11 protein-coding genes are annotated in these 13,717 nt (G+C 34.2%); 8 read left to right on the plus strand and 3 right to left on the minus strand.

Annotated features, from left to right (window positions below):
- The first annotated feature begins 41 nt into the window (after positions 1 to 41).
- From ACYX4H_RS06265 to ACYX4H_RS06295, 7 genes are all read left to right on the plus strand, one after another.
- Complete coding sequence (locus ACYX4H_RS06265; protein ID WP_476238356.1) at positions 42 to 398, plus strand: hypothetical protein; 357 nt, start codon at positions 42 to 44, stop codon at positions 396 to 398.
- 190 nt (positions 399 to 588) lie between these two features.
- Positions 589 to 1,608, plus strand: a complete 1,020-nt coding sequence (gene pheS / locus ACYX4H_RS06270) for a phenylalanine--tRNA ligase subunit alpha (RefSeq protein ID WP_476238358.1) — start codon at positions 589 to 591, stop codon at positions 1,606 to 1,608.
- 154 nt (positions 1,609 to 1,762) lie between these two features.
- Positions 1,763 to 4,207 carry a helix-turn-helix domain-containing protein gene (locus ACYX4H_RS06275; RefSeq protein WP_476238360.1) on the plus strand — a complete coding sequence of 815 codons (2,445 nt, stop codon included), beginning with the start codon at positions 1,763 to 1,765 and terminating at the stop codon, positions 4,205 to 4,207.
- A 98-nt stretch (positions 4,208 to 4,305) separates the two neighbouring features.
- Complete coding sequence (locus tag ACYX4H_RS06280; protein ID WP_476238362.1) at positions 4,306 to 4,806, plus strand: GbsR/MarR family transcriptional regulator; 501 nt, start codon at positions 4,306 to 4,308, stop codon at positions 4,804 to 4,806.
- Between the two features lie 4 nt (positions 4,807 to 4,810).
- Entirely contained in the window at positions 4,811 to 5,950 is a 1,140-nt protein-coding gene (locus tag ACYX4H_RS06285; RefSeq protein ID WP_476238364.1) for an efflux RND transporter periplasmic adaptor subunit, read from the plus strand.
- 27 nt (positions 5,951 to 5,977) lie between these two features.
- Positions 5,978 to 9,115, plus strand: coding sequence for an efflux RND transporter permease subunit (locus ACYX4H_RS06290; protein ID WP_476238366.1), 3,138 nt, complete (start codon positions 5,978 to 5,980; stop codon positions 9,113 to 9,115).
- A gap of 4 nt (positions 9,116 to 9,119) precedes the next feature.
- A complete protein-coding gene (locus ACYX4H_RS06295) occupies positions 9,120 to 10,529 on the plus strand; it encodes an efflux transporter outer membrane subunit (protein WP_476238368.1) in 1,410 nt (469 codons plus the stop codon).
- A 118-nt stretch (positions 10,530 to 10,647) separates the two neighbouring features.
- Here the strand turns inward: ACYX4H_RS06295 and ACYX4H_RS06300 are convergent, their stop codons facing one another.
- Entirely contained in the window at positions 10,648 to 12,234 is a 1,587-nt protein-coding gene (locus ACYX4H_RS06300; RefSeq protein WP_476238369.1) for a sulfatase, read from the minus strand.
- A 100-nt stretch (positions 12,235 to 12,334) separates the two neighbouring features.
- On the opposite strand from ACYX4H_RS06300, the gene ACYX4H_RS06305 reads away from it, so the two are divergent.
- The gene (locus ACYX4H_RS06305) at positions 12,335 to 12,730 is read left to right on the plus strand and encodes a hypothetical protein (RefSeq protein WP_476238371.1); all 396 of its coding nucleotides are present in this window, start codon (positions 12,335 to 12,337) and stop codon (positions 12,728 to 12,730) included.
- Between the two features lie 45 nt (positions 12,731 to 12,775).
- Here ACYX4H_RS06305 and ACYX4H_RS06310 read toward each other — a convergent pair whose 3' ends face one another.
- Both ACYX4H_RS06310 and ACYX4H_RS06315 read right to left on the minus strand, forming a co-directional pair.
- On the minus strand, positions 12,776 to 13,228 hold the full coding sequence (locus tag ACYX4H_RS06310) for a hypothetical protein (protein ID WP_476238373.1): 453 nt from the start codon (positions 13,226 to 13,228) through the stop codon (positions 12,776 to 12,778).
- Between the two features lie 98 nt (positions 13,229 to 13,326).
- Positions 13,327 to 13,701 carry a hypothetical protein gene (locus ACYX4H_RS06315; protein ID WP_476238374.1) on the minus strand — a complete coding sequence of 125 codons (375 nt, stop codon included), beginning with the start codon at positions 13,699 to 13,701 and terminating at the stop codon, positions 13,327 to 13,329.
- Positions 13,702 to 13,717: the final 16 nt, after the last annotated feature.

Genomic DNA, 13,717 nt, shown 5'->3' on the forward strand with positions numbered 1-13,717 from the left:
ACTAACTTTGCAACTTTCAAACTTATACTTTAAACTTACATATGTCTAGAGACCAAGAACTAAAAGAACGTTGGGAGCAGGTAGTTCAAAAACTATCAAACCAATTTGCAGATGGAGACACTTTAGATCTTGATGCCATAATTTACCTTATTGGCGTACAAGAACTTGGGCAACTTAACCGCAGCTTTAAAAAAGACCAAAAGTTAGACCTCATGCATATTGCCATTTGTAAATTACTAACACCTTATGGCTATTATGAGCTAGATTTTGTTGATAATGATGGCTGGCCACACTACAAAATGTTAGAGCAACTACCCAACCTAAAAGCAGGCGAACAAAGCATTTTAATGAAAGAAGCCATAGTAAACTATTTTCTAGAAACCGCATATATTAATTAGGGCGTTCCCTTACAGGTCGGGCTTTCGCTACTCAATCTTTTTACTTTTTCAAAAAAAGCAAAAAGGATTTCAAACAAATAGCTCAATCCCTAACGCAAACCAAACCACAGTAATTTTACACATAAGTTGGCCGTTTCAACCTTTTAATGCCATTTTTTTAATTAAATTTGCTACCTATTTTTTAAACATCATGATTGATAAATTAAAAGAACTTATAGCCGAAGCCGAAGCTTTTAAAGCACAAACAAAAGATGAAGTTGAAACTTTCCGTATAAAATACTTAGGTAAAAAAGGATTGTTAAATGAATATTTTGCAGAGTTTAAAAATGTAGCCAATGAGCAAAAACGTGAATTTGGCCAAACTATAAATCAGCTAAAAAAAACAGCCGAAGATAAAGTAAAAGCCTTAAAAGAAGAGTTAGAAAATATCGAAGAGGTAAAAGGCATTTATGGCGATTTGTCGCGCCCAGGCGAACCCATTCAAATTGGAGCACGCCATCCAATTTCAATAGTTAAAAATCAAATTATCGATATCTTTTCGCGCATAGGTTTCAACGTAAGTGAAGGCCCAGAAATTGAAGACGATTGGCACAATTTTACAGCGTTGAACTTACCAGAATACCATCCAGCACGCGATATGCAGGATACGTTTTTCATTCAAACCAATCCAGATATCTTATTACGCACGCACACAAGTTCGGTACAAGTGCGTTATATGGAAAACAATAAACCACCAATTCGTACCATTTCACCGGGTCGTGTGTATAGAAACGAAGCTATTTCGGCGCGTTCACACTGTTTTTTCCACCAAGTAGAAGGCTTGTATATTGATAAAGATGTGAGTTTTGCAGATTTAAAACAAACCCTACAATATTTTACAACCGAAATGTTTGGTAAATCTGAAATTAGGTTGCGCCCATCATACTTCCCATTTACAGAGCCAAGTGCCGAGGTTGATGTGTATTGGGGTTTAAAAACAGAAACCGATTACCGTATTACAAAAGGCACCGGCTGGTTAGAAATTATGGGCTGCGGTATGGTAGACCCTAACGTATTAGAGAACTGCGGTATAGACTCTAAAGAATATTCAGGTTTTGCATTTGGTATGGGTATAGACCGTATTGCTATGTTATTACACCAAATAGGCGATATCCGTTTATTAAGCGAAAACGATGTGCGCTTTTTAGAGCAGTTTAAATCGGCATTGTAACACAAAATTATACGTTATCCTGAACTCATTTCAGCATATCAAAAAAAATAAATAGATATTAAACCCTGAACTTATCAGGGTTTTTTTATTCAGAAAAGTATCACATCTTGTTTTTTCATAAAACTAAAACTATCTTCATACATATTTTTAAAACATGAAGGAAAACAAAGAACTTGACCTGGCTTGGAGTTTTGTTACCAAAACCAATCGTAATATATTTTTAACTGGTAAAGCAGGTACTGGTAAAACTACGTTTCTTCATAAATTAAAAAAAGAATGCCATAAGCGTATGGTTGTTGTAGCGCCAACAGGTGTTGCTGCCATTAATGCCAAAGGTGTTACTATACACTCATTTTTTCAAATGCCTTTTGGTCCTATTTTACCAAATGATAATTTGCAAAGTAGCTCTAAATTTAGCCGAAAATTTAGTAAAACAAAAATCAATATAATCCGGTCACTCGACCTTTTGGTTATTGATGAAATAAGTATGGTTCGTGCCGATTTACTGGATGGCATCGATAAAGTTTTACGTCGTTTTAAAAACAAAATGTTACCATTTGGCGGCACACAATTACTCATGATTGGCGATTTGCAACAGCTATCGCCAGTAATTAAAGAACACGAATGGCAACTATTACAACCCTATTACAAAAATGCCTTTTTCTTTAGTAGTTTAGCATATCAGCAAAGTAAAGCCATAACCATAGAGTTAAAACACATTTACAGACAAGAAAATCCCGTTTTTATAAATATTTTAAATGAAATTAGAAATAATAAATTAACGCAACAATCGGCCAATGAATTAAATAAAAGATATCAGCCTAATTTTATAGCAAACGAGGAAGATGGTTACATTTCTTTAACTACGCATAACCGAAAAGCCATTGCCACCAACGAGCAAAAACTTTCCGATTTAAATAAAAAACCCAAAACGTACAAAGCATCTATTGATGGTAATTTTCCAGAACACGCCTATCCAAACGATTCGGTTTTAGAGCTCAAAGTAGGTGCGCAAGTTATGTTTATAAAAAACGATAGCTCGCAAGAAAAGGAATATTTTAATGGCAAAATAGGTAAAGTTATTGCGTTAAATAAAGACGAAGTTGTAGTGCGTTGTCCGCAGGATAATTTTAATATTACTACAAAATTTGAAACTTGGGAAAACATAAAATACACCGTAAATAACGAAACAAAAGAAATTACCGAAGATAGAATAGGCAGTTTCTCGCAAATACCGTTGCGATTGGCGTGGTCTATTACCATACACAAAAGTCAAGGTTTAACCTTTGAAAAAGCTATAATTGATGCCGAATCTGCCTTTGCGCATGGGCAAACATACGTGGCTCTAAGCCGTTGTAAATCTCTTGAAGGTTTGGTGTTAAAAAGTAAAATTTCTCCGCAACAAATTATAACCGATAGCCATGTGCTAACCTTTAACGAAGAAGCTGCAAATAACGAGCCAGATGAAGAGGTTTTGTTAGAATCGGAGCGCGATTTTCAACTCGATTTAATTGCCGAACTTTTTAATTTTTATGCCTTTTTATATCCTACAAATCGTGTTTTAGATATTTTTTACAAAAACAGAGGCAGTATTGAAGGTAACGTTGAAACGCCAGCAATTACAATAAAAGATACCGTTGCAAATTTGCTAAAAGTTGGTAATACTTTTAAAACTCAATTACAAAACTTAGTTAAAAAAACCGAAATTCCAGAAACCAGCGAACCATTACAACAACGTTTTGCAAAAGCCGTTAACTATTTTAACGAACAAACTAAAACCAATATTGAAGCATCTTTAAAAGCTTTAAATTTTACAACCGATAATAAAGCAATAGAAAAAGATTTAGAAAAACAACTTGACATTTTAGAAGAACTTTTAACCGAAAAACTACTGTATTTTAAAGGCTTACCACACGCCTTTAGTGTAAGTTTTTATTTAAAATTACGAACCGATGCCGTGTTTATTGCCAAAAAGCAACCTAAAAAACAACGCAAACAAGTTATTGATGGTACTGTAAATGTTAATCTTTTTGAATTGTTACGCGTATTGAGAAACGAAATTGCTGAACGCGAAGGGTTGGTACATTTTCAAATTTTTACTCAAAAATCGCTGTATGCCATGTGCGAACTATTGCCAACCAATACAAAAGAATTACTGGCTATTCATGGTATGGGTAAAACCAGAGTAGATAAATATGGTAAAGAAATTTTAGAGGTTATTACCAAATTTGTTGAAGAAAACGATATTGAAGTTACCAACCAAGTTGAGTTAGAAGAAGTACCTAAAAAGCCAAAACGCCAAAAAGATGATACCCAAAAAGAATCATTAAAACTCTTTAAAAAAGGAAAATCTATTGAAGACATAGCCAATATACGCGAACTTAATGAAAACACTATTTTTGGGCATTTGGCTAGTTTTATTCCTTCAGGTGAAATAAAAATAACCGATTTAGTGTCTTTAGAACATTACACCGAGTTAAAAGAGCTCATATCCACAAAAACATTCGAAAATCTTTCCGATTTAAAAGCACAACTCCACGATAAATATAGCTATGGAGAAATTAAACTCGTTCTAAATGAGTTGAATAGCACATTTTAAGATTTGTTATAATATATTTAACAACACTTTAACTTCGTTTAGTTCGGTTTATTCCGAACCTAATATATATTTGCAGCATGATATTTTAGAATTATGTTATGACTAAAGATATATGTAGCAAAAAAATGGCACTAGTTGAAAAACTTGGTGTGCATTTAGAAGGTAGAGAAAACCTAGCGCCTGTTGCTGCGCGCATTATGGCGTACGTAATTTTAACAGGTAAGCGCGGTACTACGTTTGATGAAATGGTCACTGTACTTCAAGCTAGTAAAAGCACAATTTCTACGCATTTAAACCACTTACAAGATTTAAAGAAATTAGAATACTTCACCAAAACTGGTGACCGTAAAAAGTATTTCATCATTAATAAAGATTCTGTTTTACATCATATTAATGAAATGATAAAAGAATGGGAAGAAGTGGCGGCACTTCATAAAGAAATGAAAGCTTACAAAGAAGCCATTAACGAGCATATTACAGATGATGAAGAAAAATTCGATTTAACGTTTCATAACGATTATTTGCGATTTGTAGAAGATGCTTCGGCTTCAATAGAAAACTTAAAAGAAAACCTAATTAAAAATAAATTCAACCTTTAAAATAATGACAACAAATAAATTAATTTCGATATTAACCATAGCTAGTGTATTTCTAGTCGTGGTTAGCTGTGGTAATAAAGACAATGCGCAAGCAGCTGCAGCGCAACAACAGCAAGCCTTACCATTTCCGGTAACGCAAATTCAAACCCAAACGGTAGAAGGTTTTAACGAATATCCTGTAAATATAGAAGGTATTGTAAACAGTGATGTGCGTGCAAAAACTTCAGGATATATTCAAAAAGTATTGGTAGACGAAGGTGCTAGAGTACGCAAAGGTCAACCACTTTTTAGGTTAGAAACGCAATCGCTAAGTCAAGATGCCGAAGCGGCAAAAGCACAAGTTAACGTGGCTCAAGTTGAGGTTGATAAGTTAAAACCTTTAGTTGAAAAAAACATTATTAGTCCGGTACAATTAGAAACTGCTAAAGCCAATTTAGCACAAGCCAAAGCAGCTTACAGTAGTATTGCGGCCAGTATTGGTTATGCAACGGTAAAAAGTCCGGTTGATGGTTACGTGGGTTCAATCAATTTTAGAGAAGGTGCTTTAGTGAGTGCTGCCGATGCAACACCATTAACTACGGTTAGTGACATTAGTAAAGTATATGCGTTTTTTACTTTAAACGAAGCACAATACATAGACCATTTAAAACGAATGAAAGGTCAAACAAAAGCTGAGCGTATTAAAAATTCGCCAGACGTTAGTTTAGTATTGGCTAATGGCGATATCTATTCTGAAAAAGGTCGTATTCAAACCAGTACTGGTCAAATTAGTGAAACAACGGGAACTATTAAAGTAAGAGCTGCTTTTGATAATCCAAATGAGCTTTTAACCAATGGAAATAGCGGTAAAATACGTATTCCTTCAACTTACGAAAATGCAGTAGTTGTACCACAATCGTCAACCTTTGAGCAACAAGGTAAAGTAATGATTTATACCTTGGGCGAAGACAATAAAGTAAGCAGTAAAATTATTGAAGTTGAAGCGAAAGTAGATAATCTTTACGTGGTAAAATCGGGTATAGATGCTAGTACAAAAATTGTTGCTTCTGGTGTTTCAAAATTACGCGACGGTATGCCAATTGCACCACAAGAAATTCCGTTTAACGAAGCCACAAAAAAAGTAGCTACTTTATTTAAAAACTAAATTATCCCTTAAACATATTTATTAGTTATGTTAAAAACATTTATTGAAAGACCAGTGCTTTCAACAGTAATCTCTATTATCATAGTTATACTAGGTGTTATCAGTATAACATCCTTACCTATAGAGGAATACCCAGATATTGCGCCGCCAACTATTAAAGTTACGGCTAACTATACAGGTGCCAATGCAGAGACTGTTTTAGAGAGTGTAATTGTACCTATTGAAGAGCAAATTAATGGTGTAGAAGGTATGACGTACATTACATCTACAGCATCAAATAATGGTACTGCCGAAATTACCGTGTATTTTGACCAGACTATGGATGCCGATATTGCTGCGGTAAACGTACAAAACCGTGTAGCACGTGCAAATCCGTTGTTACCTTCAGAAGTTATTCAAACCGGTATTGTAACGCAAAAGCAAGAAACCAGTGCATTAATGTTTATTGCTATGTATTCTGATAGTGAAGATTATGATGCTACTTTTATTCAGAATTACTTAAAAATAAACGTAATTCCTGCAATGCAGCGTATTAAAGGTGTTGGTGATGTATCGGTATTTTCACAACAAGATTACGCTATGCGTGTTTGGTTAAAACCTGAAAAACTAGCAGCATATAATTTAATTCCATCAGATATTACAGCGGCTTTAAACGAGCAGAATTTAGAAGCTGCAGCTGGTTCTTTAGGTGAAAATAATGGTGAATCGTTTTCGTATATTTTAAAGTATAGCGGAAGATTTAAAGAAGAAGGACAGTATGCAGACATCGTAATTAAAGCTTTAGGAAATGGCGAATATTTACGCTTGAAAGATGTTGCAGATATCGAGTTAGATGCTCAATCGTATTCATCTAACGCTACAAGTTTAGGACATCCAGCGGTATTTATGGGAATTTTTCAAACCAAAGGATCTAACGCTGCCGAAATTATTGAAAACATAAAAACCACATTAGACGATGTAGAACAAGGTTTGCCTGAAGGTTTAAATTTCTTTGTGCCTTACGATACAAGTTTATTCCTTAACGCATCTATAGACAAGGTAATTAGCACGCTTTTAGAAGCCTTTTTACTGGTGTTTTTAGTGGTGTTTATCTTTTTACAAGATTTCCGTTCTACATTAATTCCTGCAATTGCAGTACCAGTTTCTATTATTGGTACCTTCTTTTTCTTGAATGTTTTTGGCTATTCCATAAACCTATTAACACTTTTTGCATTAGTACTGGCTATTGGTATTGTGGTAGATGATGCTATTGTTGTGGTAGAAGCCGTACACGCCAAAATGGATGAAGGTGAGAAAAAACCAAAAAGCGCCACCTTAAAGGCTATGAGTGAAATTTCGGGTGCGATTATTTCTATTACTTTAGTAATGGCAGCAGTATTTATTCCGGTAACTTTTGTAACTGGTCCAACAGGTGTATTTTATGAGCAGTTTGGTGTAACCTTAATTATTGCCATCTTAATTTCAGCAGTAAATGCCTTAACCTTAAGTCCGGCATTGTGTGCATTGTTATTAAAAGAACATAAAGATGATGAAGAATTAAAAGGAAAAAATGCACTTCAAAAATTCTATACATTATTTAACAGAGGATTTGATGCAACGGTGAATAAATACGGTAAGTCATTACAGTTTTTATATAAAAATAAGTTTGTATCAGTAATGCTATTAATCATTGCGGGTGTAGGTATTTATTGGGCTGCAACAACAACACCAACAGGATTTGTACCAAATGAAGATCGAGGAATTATTTTCGCTAACATAGAATTACCTGCAGGTGCATCATTAGACCGTACCGAAGAAGTAACTAAAGAACTATACGCAAAAATTAAAGACCTTGATGGTGTAACAGATGCCAGTTTTATTAAAGGACGAAGTTTAATTAGTGGTGCTGGTAGTAACTTTGGTATTGGTTTCGTGAAGTTAAATGATTGGTCTGAAAGAGAAACGGAAGCCTTATCTGCACAAGCCATCACCGGAAAATTATTTGGTATCGCGGCAACTATTCCAGAAGCAAAAATTATTTTCTTCTCGCCACCAAGTATTCGTGGTTTTGGTAACTCAGCTGGTTTTGAGGTGAATTTATTAGATAAATTCGGTGGTGAATTTACCGATTTAGATAAAGCTAATAAAGAGTTTGCAGCAGCCTTAATGAGTCATCCTGAAATTCAGTATGCGCAATCGGCATTCAATACTAATTATCCGCAATACGAAATGGAAGTTAATGTGCCTTTAGCTAAAGAAAAAGGTGTGGCTGTTAACAGCATTTTTGGGACGCTTCAAGGTTATATTGGTGGAATTTATGCATCAGATTTTAGCCGATTTGGTAAACAGTATCGTGTGTACATTCAGTCCTTACCAGAAGATCGAGCAGATGAAAACGACCTAAACAGTATGTATGTGAGAACAAGTTCTGGTGAAATGACGCCAATTACACAGTTTGTAACTTTAAAACGTGTGTATGGTCCGCAATCGGTAACGCGTTTCAACCTATTTAATTCAACAAATATAACAGGTGCAACCAATCCAGGATTTAGTACTGGTGATGCCATTAGAGTAATTGAAGAAGAAGTTGCAAAATTGCCAAGTAATTACACCGTTGCCTATTCTGGTTTAACACGAGAAGAGGTAAATGCAGGTAACCAAACCACGTTTATTTTCATCTTAAGTATTCTGTTTGTGTATTTCTTATTAAGTGCACAGTACGAGAGTTATATTTTACCATTTTCGGTGTTATTATCGCTGCCATTTGGTGTATTTGGTGCGTATATAAGTACGAAATTCTTCGGATTAGAAAACAATATTTACTTCCAAATTGCACTGATAATGCTGGTTGGTCTGTTGGCTAAAAACGCCATACTTATTGTTGAGTTTGCATTGCAACGACGTAAACAAGGCGAAAGTATTGTAAATGCTGCAATGGATGGTGCCAAAGCGCGTTTACGACCAATTTTAATGACATCGTTCGCCTTTATACTTGGGTTAATGCCGCTTGTATTAGCCAAAGGTGTTGGTGCCGAAGGAAACAATTCTATTGGTACAGGTGCAGCAGGCGGAATGCTTATAGGAACCATTTTAGGTGTATTTGTTATCCCAATTTTATTCATCTTTTTCCAATGGTTACAAGAAAAAGTATCGCGTAAACCAGAAGTAGAAACAATTGAAGCTTAAAAAAATGAAATCAACTATAAATAAAAATTTTAGTAAAGGCGCATTAGTTTTAATGCTGGCGCTAACACTGCAAAGTTGTTTTGTGGCGAAGGATTACACACGTCCAGAGTTAGAAGAAACAGAACATTTGTACAGAACCGATAACTTACCACAAGACAGTATATCGTTAGCCGATGTATCGTGGAAAGATATGTTTAAAGACCAATATTTAGCACAATATATTGAAGAAGGTCTTCAAAACAACCTAGATATTCGTGTGGCTATTCAGCAAATTGCTATCGCCAATGCGTATATGAAACAAGGTAAAGCAGGTTATTTACCAACGCTAACTGGTACAGCCCAAGCAACACACCAAGAACTGTCTGAAAACAGTCAGTTTGGTGGTTTTTTCTCGTCTGTAGATCAGTACGAATTATCAGGAAGTTTATCTTGGGAAGCCGATATTTGGGGTAAAATAAGAAGTAATAAACGTGCAGGCGAAGCCAGTTATTTACAAACAGTAGCAGCGCATAAAGCCGTAAAAACCGAATTAATTTCGGCAATAGCATCAACCTATTATCAGTTATTAGCGTTAGATGAGCAATTAGAAATTACCGAAAGAACTATTGCCACAAGAGACAGTAGTGTTTACACTATTAAGGCTTTAAAAGATGCGGGAAACGTAACGCAGGTTGCGGTAGACCAATACATAGCGCAGTTTAACAACGCCAAAGCGTTAAAAGTAGATTTAAAAGCAGCCATTTTTAGAACCGAAAACACGTTGAATTTCTTATTAGGAAGACCTGCAGAACCAATTGAACGTAGTAAGTTAACCGAGCAACAGTTAGATGAAAACATTACACTTGGTGTGCCAGCAACTTTGTTGAGAAACAGACCAGATGTGATTGCTTCAGAATACAATTTAATCAACGCGTTTGAGCTAACTAATGTGGCAAAAAGTAATTTTTACCCATCGTTAACCTTAACGGCAAGTGGCGGATTTCAAAGTTTAGAATTAGATAAATTATTTAATGCGAATTCATTGTTTGCAACAGTAATTGGTGGTTTAACACAGCCAATTTTTAATCAGCGTAAAATAAAAACACAACACGAAGTAGCCAAAGCACAGCAAGAACAAGCGTTGTTAAACTTTAAGAAAATCTTGCTAACAGCAGGTAACGAAGTGTCTAACGCACTTTACGTTTACAATGCTGAAACCGAAAAATTTGAATATCGTAAAAATGAAGTTGAAGCACTACGACAAGCCGAAGCAAACTCAGAAGAATTATTGCAAAACGGTTTAGCCAATTATCTTGATTTATTAACCGCAAGAGAAAGTGCACTTAATGCCGAATTAAATGTGATTGATAACAAATTACAACAATTACTAAGCGTCGTTACTTTATACGAAGCACTTGGTGGTGGTTGGAAATAGTATTTAAAAAACATAAAGAAAAAGTTAAATCATAGTTACTATGATTTAGGTTTGATTGTTGTTTTGGTTTGTGAGAGAGGGTTTAAATAGTTACTATTTAAATCCTCTTTCTTTTTTATCAATCGTTAGTTATTTTACTATTCCACCAATTTGCATTTGGTTTAAAATCTTCCGATAGTACTTTTAAACGCTCTTTTTCCTTGTTAGGTAATAGGGTATTTATAATATTGTTATCACGTTGTTGGTCTTTTTCAGCATCATATAAACTATCTTTTTCAGGAAATTTTGCCTGTACGTTATGTAACCAATTTAATAATTGCTTTTCTAGTTTTTGAGTTAATGCAATTTGTGTTTCGGCTATATTATTTTTTTCATAAGGGTCTGTTTCTAAATTATACAGTTCATTACGGTTATCTTCCCAATAATGAATTAATTTCCAGTTACCCTCTCTAATTATTGAAGAAGGTTCGCCACCTTGATTTCCGTAGTGAGGATAGTGCCAATACAGGGGCCGGTTTTCCATTTTAAAAGTGTTGTCTTTTATTAAAGGTTTTAAGCTAACACCATCAACATGTTGCTCTGGTATTAAATTTATGCCAGCTAAATCTAAAATAGTAGGGTAAAAATCTGAGCCCATAACAGGGTAATTAACTTCTCCAGAAGCCATACCTGGTGCTTTAATAAGATAAGGTTCTCTTATACCTCCTTCCCATTGGTAGCCTTTACCACCTCTTAATGGTAAATTTGAGGTTGAAAACGAATCACCAGAAGACACTCCACCATTATCTGAAGTGAAAATTACAATAGTATTATCATCAATACCTAGGTTTTTTAAGGTGTTTAAAACTTCGCCAACAGCATCATCAGTACTTTCAACCAAGCCAGCATAAATAGGGTTGTCTTGTTTTTGACGAATTGGTAGTACGCGCTCCATTATAAAACCCGTACTATCAATACCCATTTTAACTGCTTTATTACGGTATTTTTGCCATTTTTCTTGGGTGGTTTCAATTGGTCCGTGCACTGCATAAAACGATAGAAATGCAAAAAACGGCTGTTTTGTATTATTCTTTATAAAGTTTGAAGTTTCTTTAGCTAAGCGCATAGTTAGGTTTTCGCCATCATGCAAATTTTGGAGTTTTGGGTTATTCCAAGGAGAAAAATAACCGCCTCTAGGACCGCCCGCTTCATAACCACCAACGTTAATGTTAAAACCATGATCTTCTGGGTGAGATCCTTTGTCGCCTAAGTGCCATTTTCCGGCAAAAAAGGTGTTATATCCGGCATTCTTCATAGCTTCAGCTAAAGAAATATCTTCATGTGGTAGATTGTGATTGTATGCTGCAGGTAGCAGTTTGTCATGGCGTTTACGTTCTCTCCAAGCTTCTCCAGATTTGGCACCAATCCAATCGGTTATTCCGTGTCTGGCAGTAAATTTTCCTGTAAAAATACTTGCTCTAGATGGACTACAAACACGGCAATTGGCATAGCCTTGCGTGAAAACGGTGGCGTTTTCGGCTAAATTATCAATATGGGGTGTTTCGTAAAAATTACTGCCTGTATAGCTTAAATCATTCAAACCTAAATCATCAACTAAAATAAAAAGTACATTGGGTTTTTTTGTAGTTTTTGAAGGTTCAGGTTTACAAGAAATTAGGAATAATGATACTAAAAGTACACAGAATATTGATTTTAAGAATGGCATAGTTTAATGTTGAATAGCTGATATGTAACTAAATTAAAGTTTTTATTTAAAACATAAATGTTTAAACCACTATTTTTGCACGTATAAAACTGCTTTTAAAATGAAAAAGGATATTGAAATACCAAAGGTTGAAGGTGTTTATGTAGCCGTTGTTAATGAATATAACGAAACTTATAAAACCCAAGATTGGAATGCCTATATTATAAATGATAAAACGGTAGATTTAGATATGGTAATTATTGTTACCAGTGGTTATGCTGAAGGTAAAACAACATCGGTTTTTAGAAAAAAAATAGATAAACTACCCAAAAAAAGCTATGCTAAGATAGAGTTGATGCAAGAGGCTTTGTTTGAAATTAATAATACGTTTAAAGTATCGTTTTTTGAAGGCAATAAAATGTTTGATAAAACATACCTATTTAGAAAAAACACCATAAACTTGAACGCGTTACAAACTATTCCTTTAATGGATGTAAAAGGTGTTTTGGTAAAGTAAATGTGCCTGCTTAAAATGCTATTTTTAAACAGACACACTTTTTTATTAGGCTGCTATTTTAATATGTTTATTAAAGGTATTAACCCATTTTTTTGAGAAAATAGTTTCACCATTTAATGGTGGGTCTTGTGTTTCATCGTAAACATTAAAACTTCCCTCTTGGTTTAATAAGTGTTTAAAACAAATATCTGCCGAAATTATAACGTTTTTATTATTGTGTTTCACATTTAAAAAACAATGCTCGGTTTTTTTAAGGTTTACAACAGTGCTTTTATCATATTTAATATAAAATGCTAAATTATTTACCGTATCAATAGCAATTATTGATGTGTTAAAAATTTCAAATGTTGTAATTGTTGCATTGTGTTTTTGGGCAACGGTATTTAATGTTTTTACTAATGTTTGTTTTTGCTTTTTTTTAGATATGTAAAAAAGTATAAAAGGTACAGCGCAAATTAGGGCTATAATAATACCAATAATGGTGCTTTGTGTGTCCATTTTATTTATGTTTTTAAGTTAAAATAAGTGTAAGAAGTTATTGTGGCTTAATTGTTTTTAAGCCAAATAACATAAAAGAATAAAAGAGAATACGTAACTTAAAAATGGTTGTGAAACGGAAAGATTATGTCCGTTTTTTTAAACGGCACAAATACTTTGTTTTGTGTTTTTAATATAACACCACATGCTAATGAGAAAAAAGTAACCTGATGTTTAAGGTTTGTAAAACCACCAAAAGCAATATTTGGTTGTGTGTGCCTAACCGTGTCAACCAGGTTAAATACAATGTTTTCTGCATTATTAGCATGAATAGCAACTTTGTTAGGCTGAGAAATATTACTTAAATACGCATTATTATTGGTATTAGTAATTTCAGTAATAACAGCTACATCTTTACCATTAGTATTTACAGCAAAGGTGTTAAAGCTTAAAAAGCAACTAAGCGTTAAAAAAAAGAAAATTAACTTTTTCATGATGCAAATGTAGTTT

The sequence above is a fragment of the Seonamhaeicola sp. ABD4_340 genome, from assembly GCF_056312135.1.

Excerpts from the sequence above, each read along its gene's own strand:
- ACYX4H_RS06275 (WP_476238360.1), top strand. The coding sequence starts at position 1,763 with ATGAAGGAAAACAAAGAACTTGACCTGGCTTGGAGTTTTGTTACCAAA.
- ACYX4H_RS06300 (WP_476238369.1), bottom strand. The coding sequence starts at position 12,234 with ATGCCATTCTTAAAATCAATATTCTGTGTACTTTTAGTATCATTATTC.
- pheS (WP_476238358.1), top strand. The coding sequence starts at position 589 with ATGATTGATAAATTAAAAGAACTTATAGCCGAAGCCGAAGCTTTTAAA.
- ACYX4H_RS06280 (WP_476238362.1), top strand. The coding sequence starts at position 4,306 with ATGACTAAAGATATATGTAGCAAAAAAATGGCACTAGTTGAAAAACTT.
- ACYX4H_RS06315 (WP_476238374.1), bottom strand. The coding sequence starts at position 13,701 with ATGAAAAAGTTAATTTTCTTTTTTTTAACGCTTAGTTGCTTTTTAAGC.
- ACYX4H_RS06305 (WP_476238371.1), top strand. The coding sequence starts at position 12,335 with ATGAAAAAGGATATTGAAATACCAAAGGTTGAAGGTGTTTATGTAGCC.
- ACYX4H_RS06285 (WP_476238364.1), top strand. The coding sequence starts at position 4,811 with ATGACAACAAATAAATTAATTTCGATATTAACCATAGCTAGTGTATTT.
- ACYX4H_RS06290 (WP_476238366.1), top strand. The coding sequence starts at position 5,978 with ATGTTAAAAACATTTATTGAAAGACCAGTGCTTTCAACAGTAATCTCT.
- ACYX4H_RS06265 (WP_476238356.1), top strand. The coding sequence starts at position 42 with ATGTCTAGAGACCAAGAACTAAAAGAACGTTGGGAGCAGGTAGTTCAA.
- ACYX4H_RS06295 (WP_476238368.1), top strand. The coding sequence starts at position 9,120 with ATGAAATCAACTATAAATAAAAATTTTAGTAAAGGCGCATTAGTTTTA.
- ACYX4H_RS06310 (WP_476238373.1), bottom strand. The coding sequence starts at position 13,228 with ATGGACACACAAAGCACCATTATTGGTATTATTATAGCCCTAATTTGC.